Here is a 16,186-nt window from a genome sequence, read left to right as displayed (position 1 = left end):
AATTCCGATAGTAGAACAAGACTTTGAAAATCACATTTATTGTTTTTTAAAAAATTTATTAAAAATGATAGCGCAAACCACCAGAAAAATGAACTCCAGAAAAACCAGCCTTGGTTAACCTATGCTGATAGCTAAAATCACTGTGAAGTGTAACTTTAGAAGAAAACTGCGCATTGATACCCAAACCTGTTTCTAAGGAAGAACCGAAAGCACTCAACTGAAAAACATCTTTAAAATGAACAAATTGTTCTTTACCAAAACAATGAGCAAGATGAATATTGCCATAAAAAGAAGTGATACGATCCTTATCAGAGGCTGTAAATGTTTTACTTAAACGCCCACCAACACGCACAAACCATTGACTCATTTTTTTCATCTTAACATCAAATCCATCAATATCATGAAACTTATCAAATTGAAGATGTTGATAAATAAGCTGAAGTTGCGGATCAAAAATAAGATCTTTATATGCTGTCATAAACGTTTTACCAGCAGAAAACGAAACGTTCAAAGGATTTGCTTTTAATGTCGCCGTCTTACCCCAAACATGGCTACGCACATCCCCTTTAAACAAACCATAAGATAAAAGACCATCTACATAAAAACCAGTGTTGTGTTTCATACTACCGTATGACGTAAATGACCATTTATTAAACGTACTCTTTTGGCTTCGTTCCACGTTACGAGGTTGTAAAGAAAGCTTTCCATAGGTTCCCATAATCCCAAAAGATGTCGTACTATATGCGCGCTCTATTGTTTTGAGCAAAATATCTGTTTTTATAGCGTTATAATCAACATGACCATCGTACCCATATTTAAGTGTAGAAAGATCTGAGACATAACGATAACTCCCACCATAACCGTGGACAGATAAAGCAAAGTTCCCTTCAACTTTTAATAATTTACGAGGAATAGACCGCGTAGCTTGCAACTGCTTTTGTTGATGACCAATATCCATGAGCCCAACATGAAATAAAGCATTTGGTAACAAAAGATAAGTTGGAACTTGTGGAACAACCTCTCTGACCTTTAACTCGGAAGGGGGAATAGCAGACACCTCTAAAGCAGGCTGAATATATTTACTTTCAAGGCGAAAATCCCAAAAATCTCCATCTCCTTCAACCAATCTTTGAGAAGTTTGTGCATTTCCAAGAGCAGAAGCTGGACCATAAGCATGAAGATAATATTGGTAAGGCAAACCCTCTAATGCGATATAAGCACGATTTAACTGAAAAGAATCCTCTGCCGCTTTTCCAGAAACCTGAATAAGTGAAATACTATGAGCATTTTCACCGGTTGCTATCTCACCCTGATTTCCTGCAACAAATTGCACATAAACTGTTGTTTTTCCAGAAACATCACCATGTATTAAAAGCCGATCAGTTTTTTTATTATCGAGCAAACCATCACTACTGAGATGCGTATTGAGATAAATATCTGCCCTATCTTGCGCACTATAAACTTCTTTTTCTCCCTTCCCAATATGAAGTGTCTGATACTCCTGAAACATTGGAGTCTCAAAAGCAATAAAACTATCAGAAACTTTCACAAATGAAATAGACGAACTTGTACGGTTTGCAACTTGCAAATCGATCTCTCTTCTTTTTGTCAAAAACCATTTTGATCCCCCTGTTAAATAAAGCTCAGCAATAGAATCATCGGCAACACGAGTCCCTCCTATCAATGAAGAAGAATTAGCCAAAATCGCTACACTCCCCCCCTTTTCAACTGTTAATAATAAGTCACCAAAAATTTTTGTACCTTCTGTTACTCCAATATAACTACGACTGTTATTACTATGAACAGCTGTCCCATCTGGAACCTCAAAAATCGTCCTTTTCAAAAAGACAAGCCCCTGTTCATACGCGTCATTTTCCCCATCCCTCTCAAAATACATACCATGTTTGTTACCTATTGCTTTAATTGTTGAATCTTCAATATTAACCCGCGAAATTAAAATATTTCCTTCCCTGCCGTTATTGGATGGCGTGTTAGAATCTTGTCCAACTGTTAAAACATGAACATCCGTAGAAATAATATTCGTATTTTTTACATAAACAGAACCCTGATGTTTTACATTGAAAACTGTATGTGTACTTTTTTCATTTGTATTTTCTTTGTCTTCTGTTTTTTGATATTTTGAAGCAATGGTAACACCATCTAAAGTCGCACTCCCCCCTCTCCCCACATAAAGCGCAGCAGCATCATTCACATCAATAAATCCACTTTTCATCTGAATACCCGCATCAGCACTAACGAAAAGAGCACTCTCTTGACCGATACCCAAACCTTCCACTTTAATTTTTGTATTCGTTAACGTAACAGATGCTCCTCGCTTCTCTGCATAAGCAGCAATCTGAGAAGCCTCAATTGTTCCACGATTAACCTCAATCATTCCACTATCAGCTTTAAGACCTATTGATACATTTTTAAAAGCTGAATCGCTCAAAACAATTTTTCCCCCTCGTGATACAAAAACACCATAAATATCTTCTATACTCGCAGTAGCTTCAACCTCTACACGCGTTGCCTGAATAACTGTATTTGGCTCCTGCACTACTATAGCAGCAGGTAACATGAGAGAACGACCCTCCCCATTCTTTTCTTTAACAGGCGCCGTGAATTTATATACTTTATCACTAATTGTATGCTTTGAACCATCACTGCATCCGTAAGGTAATTTGTTTTCATCACATGACAGTGATGTATATGAATGAGAATGTGCCTCAATATTTATATTTAACAAAAAAGAAAAAATAGCTGCTGTAAAAAAGCACGAATACAAGTGATTGTTAGATACCTTGACTATCATTGTTTCTCAAAACTTTCTTTTTTCAACAAAAACAAAAAATGCTGGAAAAAAAATAAACCACAAATTAAACACAATAAGAGCAAAACAAACAAAATTATTTTATTTTTTTATGATAAAATCATAGCGTTCAATAATATGTTTTGTGTTTTATGTAAAGAAAGAACAAAAAGTTTAAAAATACCATTTAGGATGAAAATCCCTTTAAAGAAGGAATCTCAAAAACCGCTGAAAACTGTAATTACAAAAGTCCCAAAAACCAATCTTAAAAAAACGTGAAAAAATGCGAATTTTGAAGAGATATAATATTCAATTTATCTCACCACAAAAAAATAAAAATACAACAACATGAGAATAACTTTTAAGATTAAACGATTAAAACGTTTTAATAAAACACAGCACAAAAAGATACAATATACGAAATCTATAACCGCATCATCTCTTCAACCACAACAAAAAAACAAGAAATTGCACACTAATGTATAAGCTAATGTACACAATTTCTATATTAAAAATGCTAAATATCTAACAAAGAAATTTGAATAAATAAAAAACTTCTCCTAATACCCTATCATCAATGATTTGAATTAATAAATGTAATATTTTAGATCTTTTGATAAAATCTAAAATACAGTAAAACACTCACTATTCTGAACTTAAAAAACACCAAAATAAAATTTCATCAAAATTAGCTCTATGAAAGCTATCTGTTTATTATCGTTAAAGCAGATATTTTAGCAAAGCTATTATTTGCCATTCTTTATATTGAATAAATTTCTCTAAACAACAACTCACTATCCTCCGCTAGCATCATCTGACAACAACACTATTGCCAATCTCGTAGCTGATGAATATAACTACATTGGAGACAAAAGAGCTATATTTCTCTCTTCTCCCGTTTAATATTTTTATTTAATTATTGCTAGAAAAATCAACATTCTACTGTTTATGATCACTTATGCAAAGCTTTTTTTATTTTCTGGCGCTTTTTATCATTTTCAAAACGTAACATCAAATCTCGCTCTTGTTGTGTCGAATTGGTTACACCAAAAGTATCATTGTCCATAACCTGCTGATACCCTGCTACCATTAAATTAACTAAAAATGAATCACTTCGCGGCGTTGATGAAAAATAGATTCCCTTTGAAACTTGTAATTTGTACCGATAACCTGCTTTAGTCATGCACTCATAAACTGCTGCAAAATCACTTGCACGCGAATCCATATTTTTAGAAAAAGCGTAGATTGGTTTCCAACCACATTTTGACAGTGCTTGTTGGACCATAGACTTACTGACACCAGACTTTTCCCATAATTCTAACGTCGATGGGGGAGGTTTGCTAATACACCCAGCAGAGCTTAATAAAATTATAGCACTCAATAATTTCAATGTTTTTTTCATTTCCCCCCTCCGTCAATATTTACGATAGAAAGACTGATAAGTCTTCTAATATTTACTCACACGCAAAATGACTTTTGTTAGCATATAGATTATTGAAGAAACAATCCCACCCCCCATGGAAAAACAAGAATGTAAGGATTTTTGATTACAGCAGCCTCAATACTTAAGGTTGACATTCAGGTTGTTCTTTATGCTCTTGACAATGAGGACTATTCAAACGCCTCTCTACACTTCGCTGAGGAATAACTGCATCAGGCTGACAAATTGGAAGATTTTTATATTTCTCACACCACTTCATTCTTCCCAATTTATCTTGGAAACCTGCTTGGATCATACATGCATTCACAGACTCCTCAGCATTGAATTTCTCATCCGTACTTGTTTCTGTATCAAGACGACCATCAAAATGCTGTATTCCACATTCTAACAGAGCTTTTTTGATCTCAAGCTGATCAGTACCGGATTTTTCCCATGCATCTACAGCTGTTCGAGAAGGCTGCTCAGGGTAGCATCCAGCCATAACAAATAAGGTTATCCCGCTTAATAATTTTAAAATCTGCTTCATTTTCCTATCCTTGAGTAATTTTGAGATTACGAAACAATCTATAAATTATTTTACATGCTGTTTTTTATTTCCAAAACAATGATGAACATTATCAACCTATATTATTTTTATCTTTCTGAAGATTATGCCATAATTATTATATCAAAAATACGGTAAAATTATTACTAAAATCATATATCTATCAACGATATGCTTATAATTATTATCAATATTTTGATTACAACCAAAATAGATATTTTATATTATTGCGCCAACAGTTGTGGTACCCATAAATAAATAGCATTGACATGCTGAATTAAGCCCCCCGCGTACGGGTATGAGAAACATGAAGGTAGGGATTGTGATCGTCACAAACAGCAAAACTTAAGGTTGGCATTTGCGACTATTTTTATACTTTTTACAAAAAGGGCTGTTCACGCGCTTCTTGACACTGCGCCTCGGGATGACAGCGCCTGGACGACAAATGGGCAAGTTTTCGGCTCTATGATTCTCGCACCAAGTCCCCCCACTTTATCACGGAAACCTGATTGGAACATACAAGCTTCTATGGTTGCTATTGCATTGTAGCTGAGCTTTCTGCTTTCTGGATCAACATCATAAGGCGTTGGCATACCACATTCTAACAAGGCTTTTCCTACCTCTGTAAAATCAGTAACACCATTTTTCTCCCACGTAGCCACCTCTCCTGGAGGAGGTTTATCGATATTACATCCAGTTATAATTAACAAAGTTACAGTGCTTAATAATTTTAGAGTTTGTTTCATTTTTTACTCCTTGATTTACTTAAAGGAAATTGTTCACGATGAGATGTGCCATAAAACTTTTGGCATTTATAACCCACATCTCCAAGACAAGTATGGAAGCTTATGGGATTCATGATCACTCTCCTCCATTCTTTCCAAACGTTACTACCAGCAGGTATCGTCTCGTAGGTATAGCCATTACCGCCAATAATTCTGCTTACAAAGTCAAATCTATTCCCATCAAAACCAATAATGGTTTGTTTGCCATCACTCACATAACCTAACAGACCGTATGCAACTAAAACATTAAAGGCTGGTCCATAGAAATTGATATTCGTGTTGTCGGCTATCCCGCGAACACCTTCTTGTTTGAAATAATACAGCATATTCCCCAATGTTATGGTACCGCGGCTATGTCCATAAAGTTCCAACCCTGTAATACCATGGCTATACATCAAGTCTTTTGCTTCTTGTGTGGAATTAGTCAAACCCCAAAAGTTATTTTCCATAAACTTCTGGTATCCCGCGACCAGAAGTTCTGAGATAGCAGAATCGGCTTCTGGGAACACAACAAAATAAAGCGGATTATTTTTATCCTTCGCATGTTGCTCTGTATAAACAGCGGCTTCCTCTGGTGGAGTAAAGATGCCATTAAAGGACACATGCACCTTGCCATCAGAACCTTCTTGCAAATGCTGCTTTTCTTCATCCGTTAAATAATGAAAGAGAGGGAACAATCCCGCCATTCCAAGCGAAGGCAAGGATAGCGGATTGTTGCTTATCACTAGCTGCAAGATTTAAGGATAGCATTCATATTGTTCTGGATGCTTTTTACAAAAAGGGCTGTTTAAGCGCTTCTTGACACTGCGCCTCGGGATGACAGCGCCTGGACGACAAATCGGCAAGTTTTCGGCTTTATGATTTCCACACCAGCCCCCCTATCATATTTATCATGGAAACCAGCTTGAATCATACAAGCTTCTATGGTTGCCCATGCATTGTTGCTTAAATTTCTGTTTTCCGGAAACACATCATAAAGAGCTGGCATTCCACATTCTAAAAGTGCTTTTTTACCTCAAACCGATCCGCTCCTGATTTCTCCCACACCGTGAAGTATTCTTCAGGAGGTTTATTAAACTGGCATCCCATTATAACTAATAAAGCTATGCAACTCAATAATTTTAAACTTTGTTTCATTTTTTCCTCCTTAAAGGGACTTGTACTCGATTGAATGAGCCATGAACATACCGACATGCTTGGCTCGCATCTCCAAGGCAAGTATGGGGATTTATGGGATTTGTAGCCACTCTCTACCATTCTATCCAAACGTTACTGCCAGCAGGTATCGTCTCGTAGGTATAGCCATTACCGCTAATAATTCTGCTTACAAAGTCAAATCTATTCCCATCAAAACCTGTTTCACGCGTCTGTGAATGGCTGCTATGATGGTCTGTCATGCCAACAATCGTCATACTTTCTCCCATTACATTGATATCTTGACCGGAAATCAGATGAGAAGCAATAATCGTAGCATCTCATTGTACATCCATATCAACATTGCCTGTTGCCTCAAGGATAGAGAGAATTGTTGTTGTGTGTGTTTCAGAGCTATTGGAAGATTTCTCGTGTAAAAAGCCATTTTCCGATGATTGTTTTTGCTAGTCGTAGTGTTCTTGAGCACCTTTTATGGTAATATTGAATAATTTTGCACCGAAATACAGTTGCGGAGTGCATTTTGTCCGCCTCCACTTGTAATAAAAATTACTCTTGTATCAATATTAAAAAAATAAGTTTGATCCTTCCTCTTCTGAAAGCAATAACAATAAGAATCGTAAAACTGTCACACGTTCATTGTTCTCTTTAATTTACTCTTCTATGAGATTTTATTGTAATACCTTGCTGCTGTTTATTAAAGTTTTTGTAAAAACGATGACACAATGCCTCCTGTAACTTTGTTATCCACTATTTTCTACCAACGCCAATCCTCTTTGAGAAAAAATACATAAAGAACTTTATCTTCGCTTCTAAAAGCAATAGTAATTTTCTAAACAACAAAATTTAAACAACCAATTTTTTAAAGAGCTTAAAAAACAATTCTTACAATAACTTCTCTTGTGAAACAGAACTTCATTAATACGTTTAGAAAAAGATATCTGCCTATAATCATGTATCTGGTAAAATCTATTTGCACTGTTAGGCATTTTAACCTGAAAGACTTATATTGATGGCACAGTTCACCATCAAAAAAACGCCTAATATTTATATGATTTTGTCGTTACCGTAAGCAATGGCTCACAAAAACTTCCAAAGCAAAATAATAACGAGCAGATTTTTTCAATCTAGATTGTTCTAACCTTTAGAGAAAACAATCAAACACCTGTTCTCCTGATGACATCAGCTATTTGTTTTGAGTTTTTTCTCTATTCACATTTTATTCAGCTTCTTTTGCTTAAAATTATAAAGTTTAAGTGCATAGAAACAAATAACAAGCCAAGCAATCCAAATAACACCTATAATTAAAACTGGTCGTGTCTCATCAAAGTACCATAGGAGAATAAAAATAAAAACCATAAATAAAATAGAAAAAATCGATCCTATTGGCCAAAATGGAATGGGAAATTTTAAACCATTCTGAGCTTCTTTAGGCATCTTAATTCGCATAAAAAATTGTGAAAGTAGAATCATCATCCAAACAAAAACTGTCGCAAATGTTGCCATTGCAGCAATAAGAAAAAAAAGCTTTTCATGATAAAAATAATTAAGGACAGCACCAAGAAGAAAAATACCAAAGATCATCAAAATAACAAAAACTGGTATACCGTTTTTTGATAAATATTGAAACTTTTTTAAAGCATAACCTTCCTGCGATAAACCATGGATCATACGACAAGCACCATACATTCCACTATTCATTGCTGAAATAGCCGCTGTAACAACAACAATATTTAAAATATTTGCTGCATATGAAATCCCAAGATTTTCAAAAATGGATACAAAAGGGCTATCCATGAGACCAATCTCATTCCAAGGATAAAGAGACATTAAAATAGCTAACGTCATGACGTAAAAAAGCAAAATACGAACTGGAGTAGAATTAATTGCCTTTGAAATCGTTTGATGAGGGTTTTGAACTTCCATGACTGCCATGCCAATGATTTCTATGCCACCAAAAGCAAAAACAACAACACTAAAGCAAGCTAAAAAACCAAACCAACCATTGGGAAAAAGTCCACCATTTTTCCATAAATTATGAACAGTAACGGTAGAAAAATCTGCACCTTCACCCCACCCCCAAAAAATAATTGCTATTCCTAAAATAATCATCGCAATGATAGCGATAACTTTAATAGAAGATAGCCAAAACTCTAGTTCACCATAGACTTCTACAGCAGCTAAATTAATACCTGTGATGATTAATGTAATACTCAGTGCCCATACCCAAGGAGCAACATCAGGATACCAAAACCCCATATAAGTCGCAAAAGCTGTAATATCAGCCAAACCAACAAGAATCATCTCAAATACATATGTCCATCCCGTTAAAAAACCTGCTAATGGTGATATGTAATTTGCCGCATAACGAGCAAAAGAACCAGGCAATGGATTATGAAGTATCATCTCTCCTAGAGCCCGCATAACCATAAAAATAGCTAAACCAGCAATACAATAGGCAATCAAAACACTGGGACCCGCAAGCTTAATTGCCTGTGCAGACCCATAAAAAAGTCCTGTTCCAATAGCAGAACCAAGAGCTAAAAAAATAACTTGGCGCTTACTCATCCCTCTTTTCAGTTCATTTATTGCCATTTCTTTCCTTACTTTTTGAAATGCTGACAATCCACACCACGATAACAGCTCTATGAGAAATAAAACCTCATGTTTCTTTCACAAATATATTTCAAAAAACATCGAAGACCAGCCAGTCTAACACTTTGCTCTAAACAATGAAAAAATACTTTTATTGCGAATTATTCAGCTTTTATAGCCTGCAATTTCGTATTATTTTATTCAAATAAAATGATAATGAATTTTTTCATAATTGTCATTTAATTCATTTCGTATTCTCTAGTTTTTTACAGAGAAAATTAACCTTAATGTAATCTAAACTTTTAGGCTTCTATTTCAGTGTACTGAAATAGAAGCCTAAAAATTCATAACAAACACATTAACTATGCATACAATTAATTTTTTGTTACTTTAAGCTAACTTTCTTTGAGCTTATAAAAAAACTTTTTACGCCAATTGAATAGCTCAATTAATGATAATACGAATCTCGCAAGTTTTCAAAAGCATGAGAAAATCTATCTACAACCCATCTTTTAAGGACTCCAGCTGCCTTAACGACAAGCTTTCCAATGAAAAAAAAATATACGGTAAAAAGAGCATCTTTGATTGTTGGTCCGATGATAGCGTTCTCCTTACCTCTGGAAATTTGCCCTGAGATAGCAATAAAATCTTTGTTTTTCGCTGAAATAAGAGGCTCTTTCTCTTGGTCAACTATCATAATGAAAACTTCCTCTGGAAAGCTAACTCTCCTAAAATTTGCATGAATCTCAAGAATTTGAGAAAAAAAAAGAACTGTTATTGAAACACATAATTTAGCACTTTTAAACATTCCTTTCTCCTTTTTTATTATAAATATCAAAAATGAACTATAAAATTCATAAAGTATTAACAAATAAGAAGAATATAAAATAAAACTTTTATTTTTACTCTATACAATACATATATTATAATTTATATTTATATAAATATAATATCAAGAATATATAATTAGTGGATATTATTTAACTTATATTAAAATTTCTGATATAAATCAGAAAATATAGGTGCTTTAAGTTTATAGTTTCTATAAAATAACAAAATATCTAGTTAACTACAAAAATCAGATATATACAGTAAAAAATATATAATTTATTAAATAATTCAAATATAGTATCGCTACTCTATATTTTCATATGAGGAAGTTTTAAAATTCAATATCCGCCCTTCACATTGACCTTAAAACAAATACTATTGAAAACTTAATGAAGGAAAAATTGTTTCTGGTAAAATAGATAATAAGTGCCCTTCACGCACAAGTATATGTGCTTGATGAAGATCTGGAGCCAGATAGCGATCTTCCTTAAGAGAAGCAACATTTTTTCGTAGACATTCCATAACAGATTGCAAAAAAGTACTTGTTTTTAAAGGTGCACGATATTCAATTCCTTGTGCTGCAACAAGCGTTTCAATGCCAATAAGTGTAAAAAGATTTTCGCTCATTACCAATAACCGACGCGCTCCATGGCAAGCCATTGAAACATGATCTTCTTGATTGGCAGAAGTTGGGGTTGAATCAACGGAAGCAGGATGGGCCATTTGCTTATTTTCAGACATTAAAGCTGCCGCTGTTACTTCAGCAATCATAAAACCTGAATTAAGACCCGCATTATGTGCTAAAAAAGCTGGAAGTCCATAAGAAACTGCTGGATCAACCATAAGAGCAATACGCCGTTGAGAAATAGATCCTATTTCACATAAAGCAAGAGCAATCTGATCAGCAGCAAACGCTACAGGTTCAGCATGAAAATTCCCACCTGATACAACTTCACCATTCCTTAAAATCAATGGATTATCTGTAACAGCATTTGCTTCAATAATCAGTGTTTTTGCTGCTGCCAGCAAAATATCAAAACATGCCCCCATGACCTGTGGCTGGCAACGTATACAATAAGGATCTTGTACACGCTCATCCCCCCGTAAATGTGCTGCACGAATTTCTGAATCCTCTACAAGCTTTTCTAATGTTTTCGATACAGCAATCTGCCCATAATGTCCTCGTAAAATATGGATATCAGGATGAAATGGCGCCGTTGATCCCATGATGGCATCTGTCGTCAAAGCCCCTGCCAACAATCCACCACACAATGCCCGATAACCTCGAAAAAGACCAGCAAGTGCAAGGGCTGTTGATGTTTGAGTCCCATTAATAAGAGCTAGACCTTCCTTTGCCTCTAAAATAATAGGGGACAATCCCGCTTTCTCTAATGCAACCGCCCCACTCATACGAATATTTTGAAAAAATGCTTCTCCTTCTCCCATCATAACAGCCGCCATGTGAGCAAGTGGAGCTAGATCACCTGAAGCACCAACAGACCCTTTTTCAGGGATGACAGGAATGACGCCCTTTGCAAGCATATTTTCCAACAAATTTACCAATTCTAGACGAACTCCTGAAGCCCCTCTTCCTAAAGAGATAAGCTTTAAGCTCATTATCAAACGCACAATATTTTCAGCTAAAGGCTCTCCTACCCCACAACAATGGGACAAAATAAGGTTTCTCTGTAAAACAGCGACATCGTCCGCATCAATTTTAATGGAAGCCAACTTCCCAAAACCAGTATTAATACCGTACACAGGCTCACTTCCAGCAGCAATTTCAGCAATGCGCTGAGCCCCTTTCTCGATAGCTAAATGCGTGTCATTATGAAGTTTACTCACTTCACCATTAAAATAAATAGCTGCAAGCTCACTAAGCGTCACCTCGCTCGGTTTCAGTATAATAGCCATAATTTACTTTCTTTTTTTATCAAAGTATAACGTTTAGCATTATTGATCCTTCTATAAAACAAAAAAAACTATAACGACTCTTTAAAGCGAGAATGCTTTCTTAAAGGTATTCCTTACAATGGAGTTATTATCACGATAAATGAAAATGAAATATTGACAAGCTCAACCAAGGTCATGGATTTCAAAAATAGACAACACATTAATTTATAATCATAATCTAGCATTATTAATATTAAATGAGAGAGCGGAATATCTTAAGACTCTTTCATTCCAAATCTGTGTATGTTGAATCAATCAAAACCATTCGCTTGCACGTCATAAGCGAGATTGTCGTATGGATAAAACTGTACAAAAAAGGACTAAAAACTCCTCTTATAAACCATGTCAAGGGCTGTCGCAACACTGGGAAATGACAAAGTGTGTGATGGTGCAGGCTTATTCTTTTATGAAGCGTAAAGATGGAGAACTCAATGGATTTATCATCAAGCTATTCCTACTAAACTTATAAAAACCTTAAATAGATAGCTGCCACAATCTATCATGATTGCAAAAATTAAACTCTATAGAAAATTAAAAAACTTATTCAACACATCACAACAGAGAAAAAATTGAGCTTATTTGCCACTTCTAAAATTGTATTTAAAGCGCCAGATTAAACCTTGAAAAACACATCTTCAATAAAACCACATAAGACTCGGACTAACCCGTTATTTAAAATAGAAAATAAAAGAAGTTTTCTTATATCAAAAAAATTAATTAATATATTGTTTTTATATTATATCTTCTAAAAAGAGAAATGCTTCATATAGCATATTTATATTTTACTTTTTATTATATTCAATCTGAATTTAGAGATAATTTCAAAATGAGTTGTTTTTTTAAGGTTCTTCCAAGCCATTACCTTTTTTACTACAAATTTCTGATTATGATAATTTTTTGTACTTTTTCAGTTATTTTTGTCAAAATTTATTAAAAACACTCTCATTTAATAATAAAAAGCAATCATAAAAACAAAGAATTATAAAACATTTCTATTCAATCTACCTCTTTCCATTTTATAAAATAATCTGTTGTTAAACTGCAGTAAAGAAAGCGCTTCGATGCTATAATGCAGTGCATAAATTTTCTATTTAAACTCTCTCATATTAAATGAACAATGAAAATCAGCGGTAATAAGATGTCGATGTGAATGCTGAAGAAAAAAACTTTCCCCCTTAAAGTCTGCCTTAATAATGCGTTAATTTCCTGAATACCGCCTACTCAGATGTGCTAAAAGAGCAAAAGTAATCATCGATATCGGATTATCCTGCATACATATAGAGCTCACTTCGATACAAAAGCTCCAAATTGCCTTGCACTTCATATTTCTTTATCAATGCGACCAATTGCCGCAAATATTCTTCCCCATAGAAAGCAATAGCGCGTTGCGCTTGCGTTGAAGAGCGGCTCATTCCAATAAAAGCTTCAGATGGGATCATCATCGTCCAATTGTGCGTATGAAAAAAAATCTTTTCTGGATCTACCCCAAAGCCATCACTCATTTCCTGTAAAAAATCAAAATTACGATAATACCGAGAATAGTTCGGACTCATTTTCTCTAACAATGTCTCATAAGCCTCTAGAAATTCGCTATGCTGGAAATCGCGATTATTTTGAATAACCGCCATGACACCATTGACCCGAAGTTGATCTGAAACAGAACAAAGCAACTTAGAACGATCCATCCACTGAAAAGCTTGCGCTGCAATGACAAGATCAACCTCGCCAATTTGAGGCAATAGGTCTTCGGCACGGCCCTGATACCACTGCACCGTAGGAAATTTTTTTCGCCCCTGCTTAATCATATCTGCCGATACATCGATAGCATGATATTGGTGCTCATTTCCTAAAAATTTAACAATTCCCTCTAATGCGATGCCTGTCCCAGCACCCACATCCACAATGGACAAATACTTTTTGTTCTTAAAAGGATGGAGCATGGTTTTAAATAAAGTAAGGGGATAGCGAGGACGATAACGATCATAATCATTAGCCAATCCATCAAACTTTTCACTTTGCCGCTGAACACTTTCTATCATAGGACTTTCACCCTCCTTCTCAATTACTACCATACATAATAAAAAAGCCTTTTTTATCCAATGTATTAAAACTTCTAAAGGAGGAAAATAAGAACTGCCCTGACCTTCTATCTTTCCATAAGATTGATACTTACATTTTTCTCTTTTCCAATTGTTATCTGCACGTTGCGAAATCCAAAACTCCTACGAAAATAATATAATTTTCTGTAATAATAATTGATATAAATATTATTGATCTTTTATAAGATGACATCTATATTACTATTATTATTTTAATATCAACAAGTCACTTAAGCGTACCTAAAACGCATAGAGATATCAATTTATTGATAAATACGCCTGTTTATAAAGTTCAAAATACTTTCCACCAAGAAAATAAACCCTATATAATACATAAAATATCTGTGGAGACATCTTTATGTTAAATGTACAAACTTCTTCAATGTTTAAAATATTAAAAAAATTTCCAATCGTGATTTTTTTGGCATGGTTAGTGCCATTTTTAAGTGGGTGCGGATTTAATACGATACCAACAAATGAAGAAAAAGCACATGCAGCATGGAGTGAAGTGCTCAATCAATATCAACGTCGTACAGATCTCATTCCCAATCTTGTAGAAACAGTTAAAGCTTACGCAGCTCATGAACAAAGCGTTTTCACAAATGTAATTGAAGCACGCGCCAAAGCAACGCAAGTCAACATTAATGCAGATATGTTGAATAATCCAGAAGTTATGCAGCAATATCTCAAAAATCAAGCAAATTTATCAAGTGCACTTTCGCGGCTTATGGCTGTTGTTGAAAACTATCCGGATCTTAAAGCAAACCAAAACTTTCTTGCTCTTCAATCACAATTAGAAGGAACAGAAAACCGTATTTCCGTTGCACGCCGCGATTATATTGAAACAGTACGTGCCTACAATACTGCACTCAAAACAATGCCGACGATGATTTGGGCAAAATTCTGGTTTCGTGATGCTAAACCTATGCCAACTTTTACCATCGATACTGATAGCCAACAAACACCAAAGGTTAATTTTAATTAATGAAATCATTTCGATACTCTTTGCAACGTATTGTATTTCCAAAATTATGGGCTTTTATCTGCTCTCTGTATTTAGTTGCTGCATTGGGAAGTATCGCTTGTTCGCAAATAAAATTTCCTCATTTAACAGGTTATGTTAATGATGTGGCTCATTTGCTCGATAATGCAACCAAGGAAGACTTGACAAAAAAACTGGCAGCACTCGAAGAGAAAACGGGAGATCAAATTGTTCTTGTGACACTCCCTACTCTTTCGGGCAATGATATAGAAACATACAGCAATTCTCTTTTTCGTACATGGGGATTAGGCCAAAAGAAGATCAATAATGGTGTATTACTGGTCATTGCACCGAATGAACGCACAGCACGTATCGAAGTTGGATATGGTTTGGAAGGAGAGCTAACAGATGCTCTTTCCTCTGTCATTATTAATAGCTTCATGATTCCTAATTTTCGTGAAGGAAATTATCAAAAAGGAATTGCTGAAGCAGTTGATGCAATTATCAAAGTTATTACAGAAAGTGATTCTGATTTTACTTTTCGCATCAAAGAAAAAGCTAAAATCGTTGAAGAACAACGTAAACAAGCTGAAAAAGAAGAAATGATTATAAATATAATCATGTTTCTCATTCTCTTTATAGTCGTTGGTTTGCCCATTCTTGCAATGATTTTTGGTAAAAAAGTGGGTCCACAAAAGTATCTCTGGCTGGGGATCATCTTCACACCTTGGTTTCTTAACTTAAGTGCCGGTGGCAGATATCCTGGTGGAAGGTTCGGTGGTCCTCGAGGTGGAGGGGGATTTAGGGGTGGTGGTGGATCATCAGGTGGTGGTGGTGCAACAGGAAGATGGTAAAAGGAACGTCGATTTTTAAGCGTAGCAAATCTTCTTAAGATAAAATTTATGAACGTATTCTCTTTTATTCAACAATTCTATACCTTACTCTGTAATCACTTTTATTGATTACAAAATAAACTCAAACATCAAGATAAATAT

General features: G+C 35.0%; 11 protein-coding genes and 2 pseudogenes. 2 read left to right on the top strand and 11 right to left on the bottom strand.

Annotated elements, in window-relative coordinates; translation table 11 throughout:
• Positions 1 to 58: 58 nt before the first annotated feature.
• From ACFINU_RS02150 to ACFINU_RS02100, 11 genes and pseudogenes are all read right to left on the bottom strand, one after another.
• Positions 59 to 2,812: an autotransporter outer membrane beta-barrel domain-containing protein gene (locus tag ACFINU_RS02150; RefSeq protein ID WP_375617751.1), complete on the bottom strand. Its 2,754-nt coding sequence runs from the start codon at positions 2,810 to 2,812 to the stop codon at positions 59 to 61.
• A 949-nt stretch (positions 2,813 to 3,761) separates the two neighbouring features.
• On the bottom strand, positions 3,762 to 4,211 hold the full coding sequence (locus tag ACFINU_RS02145; RefSeq protein WP_375617750.1) for a hypothetical protein: 450 nt from the start codon (positions 4,209 to 4,211) through the stop codon (positions 3,762 to 3,764).
• Positions 4,212 to 4,374: 163 nt separating this feature from the next.
• The gene (locus tag ACFINU_RS02140) at positions 4,375 to 4,776 is read right to left on the bottom strand and encodes a hypothetical protein (protein ID WP_375617749.1); all 402 of its coding nucleotides are present in this window, start codon (positions 4,774 to 4,776) and stop codon (positions 4,375 to 4,377) included.
• A 363-nt stretch (positions 4,777 to 5,139) separates the two neighbouring features.
• Positions 5,140 to 5,540, bottom strand: a pseudogene (locus tag ACFINU_RS02135) (hypothetical protein).
• The gene (locus tag ACFINU_RS02130; RefSeq protein WP_375667328.1) at positions 5,537 to 6,280 is read right to left on the bottom strand and encodes a filamentous hemagglutinin; all 744 of its coding nucleotides are present in this window, start codon (positions 6,278 to 6,280) and stop codon (positions 5,537 to 5,539) included. Before ACFINU_RS02130 ends, ACFINU_RS02135 begins: the two are co-directional and overlap by 4 nt.
• A 36-nt stretch (positions 6,281 to 6,316) precedes the next feature.
• Positions 6,317 to 6,716, bottom strand: a pseudogene (locus tag ACFINU_RS02125) (hypothetical protein).
• A 113-nt stretch (positions 6,717 to 6,829) separates the two neighbouring features.
• Entirely contained in the window at positions 6,830 to 6,991 is a 162-nt protein-coding gene (locus ACFINU_RS02120) for a hypothetical protein (RefSeq protein ID WP_375617748.1), read from the bottom strand.
• A gap of 952 nt (positions 6,992 to 7,943) precedes the next feature.
• Positions 7,944 to 9,326 carry an amino acid permease gene (locus tag ACFINU_RS02115; protein ID WP_375613124.1) on the bottom strand — a complete coding sequence of 461 codons (1,383 nt, stop codon included), beginning with the start codon at positions 9,324 to 9,326 and terminating at the stop codon, positions 7,944 to 7,946.
• Between the two features lie 448 nt (positions 9,327 to 9,774).
• Positions 9,775 to 10,134, bottom strand: a complete 360-nt coding sequence (locus ACFINU_RS02110) for a hypothetical protein (RefSeq protein ID WP_375617747.1) — start codon at positions 10,132 to 10,134, stop codon at positions 9,775 to 9,777.
• A 398-nt stretch (positions 10,135 to 10,532) separates the two neighbouring features.
• Positions 10,533 to 12,071 carry a histidine ammonia-lyase gene (hutH, locus tag ACFINU_RS02105; protein WP_375617746.1) on the bottom strand — a complete coding sequence of 513 codons (1,539 nt, stop codon included), beginning with the start codon at positions 12,069 to 12,071 and terminating at the stop codon, positions 10,533 to 10,535.
• A 1,301-nt stretch (positions 12,072 to 13,372) separates the two neighbouring features.
• A complete protein-coding gene (locus ACFINU_RS02100) occupies positions 13,373 to 14,149 on the bottom strand; it encodes a class I SAM-dependent methyltransferase (protein WP_375617745.1) in 777 nt (258 codons plus the stop codon).
• Positions 14,150 to 14,567: 418 nt separating this feature from the next.
• On the opposite strand from ACFINU_RS02100, the gene ACFINU_RS02095 reads away from it, so the two are divergent.
• Together ACFINU_RS02095 and ACFINU_RS02090 are read left to right on the top strand one after the other, a co-directional pair.
• Complete coding sequence (locus ACFINU_RS02095; protein ID WP_375617744.1) at positions 14,568 to 15,194, top strand: LemA family protein; 627 nt, start codon at positions 14,568 to 14,570, stop codon at positions 15,192 to 15,194.
• Entirely contained in the window at positions 15,194 to 16,045 is an 852-nt protein-coding gene (locus ACFINU_RS02090) for a TPM domain-containing protein (protein WP_375617743.1), read from the top strand. The genes ACFINU_RS02095 and ACFINU_RS02090 overlap by 1 nt, the downstream gene beginning before the upstream one ends.
• Positions 16,046 to 16,186 lie beyond the last annotated feature (141 nt).

Source organism: Bartonella sp. AC130YNZD (assembly GCF_042196865.1).
Classification (GTDB): Bacteria; Pseudomonadota; Alphaproteobacteria; order Rhizobiales; family Rhizobiaceae; genus Bartonella.
Note: the sequence above shows the minus strand (reverse complement) of the source record. Positions and strands in the feature narration are given on the sequence as shown.

What these genes read in the sequence shown, in the direction of transcription:
- ACFINU_RS02150 (WP_375617751.1), bottom strand. Translation starts at nt 2,812, where the DNA reads ATGATAGTCAAGGTATCTAACAATCACTTGTATTCGTGCTTTTTTACA.
- ACFINU_RS02145 (WP_375617750.1), bottom strand. Translation starts at nt 4,211, where the DNA reads ATGAAAAAAACATTGAAATTATTGAGTGCTATAATTTTATTAAGCTCT.
- ACFINU_RS02140 (WP_375617749.1), bottom strand. Translation starts at nt 4,776, where the DNA reads ATGAAGCAGATTTTAAAATTATTAAGCGGGATAACCTTATTTGTTATG.
- ACFINU_RS02120 (WP_375617748.1), bottom strand. Translation starts at nt 6,991, where the DNA reads ATGACGATTGTTGGCATGACAGACCATCATAGCAGCCATTCACAGACG.
- ACFINU_RS02115 (WP_375613124.1), bottom strand. Translation starts at nt 9,326, where the DNA reads ATGGCAATAAATGAACTGAAAAGAGGGATGAGTAAGCGCCAAGTTATT.
- ACFINU_RS02110 (WP_375617747.1), bottom strand. Translation starts at nt 10,134, where the DNA reads ATGTTTAAAAGTGCTAAATTATGTGTTTCAATAACAGTTCTTTTTTTT.
- hutH (WP_375617746.1), bottom strand. Translation starts at nt 12,071, where the DNA reads ATGGCTATTATACTGAAACCGAGCGAGGTGACGCTTAGTGAGCTTGCA.
- ACFINU_RS02100 (WP_375617745.1), bottom strand. Translation starts at nt 14,149, where the DNA reads ATGATAGAAAGTGTTCAGCGGCAAAGTGAAAAGTTTGATGGATTGGCT.
- ACFINU_RS02095 (WP_375617744.1), top strand. Translation starts at nt 14,568, where the DNA reads ATGTTAAATGTACAAACTTCTTCAATGTTTAAAATATTAAAAAAATTT.
- ACFINU_RS02090 (WP_375617743.1), top strand. Translation starts at nt 15,194, where the DNA reads ATGAAATCATTTCGATACTCTTTGCAACGTATTGTATTTCCAAAATTA.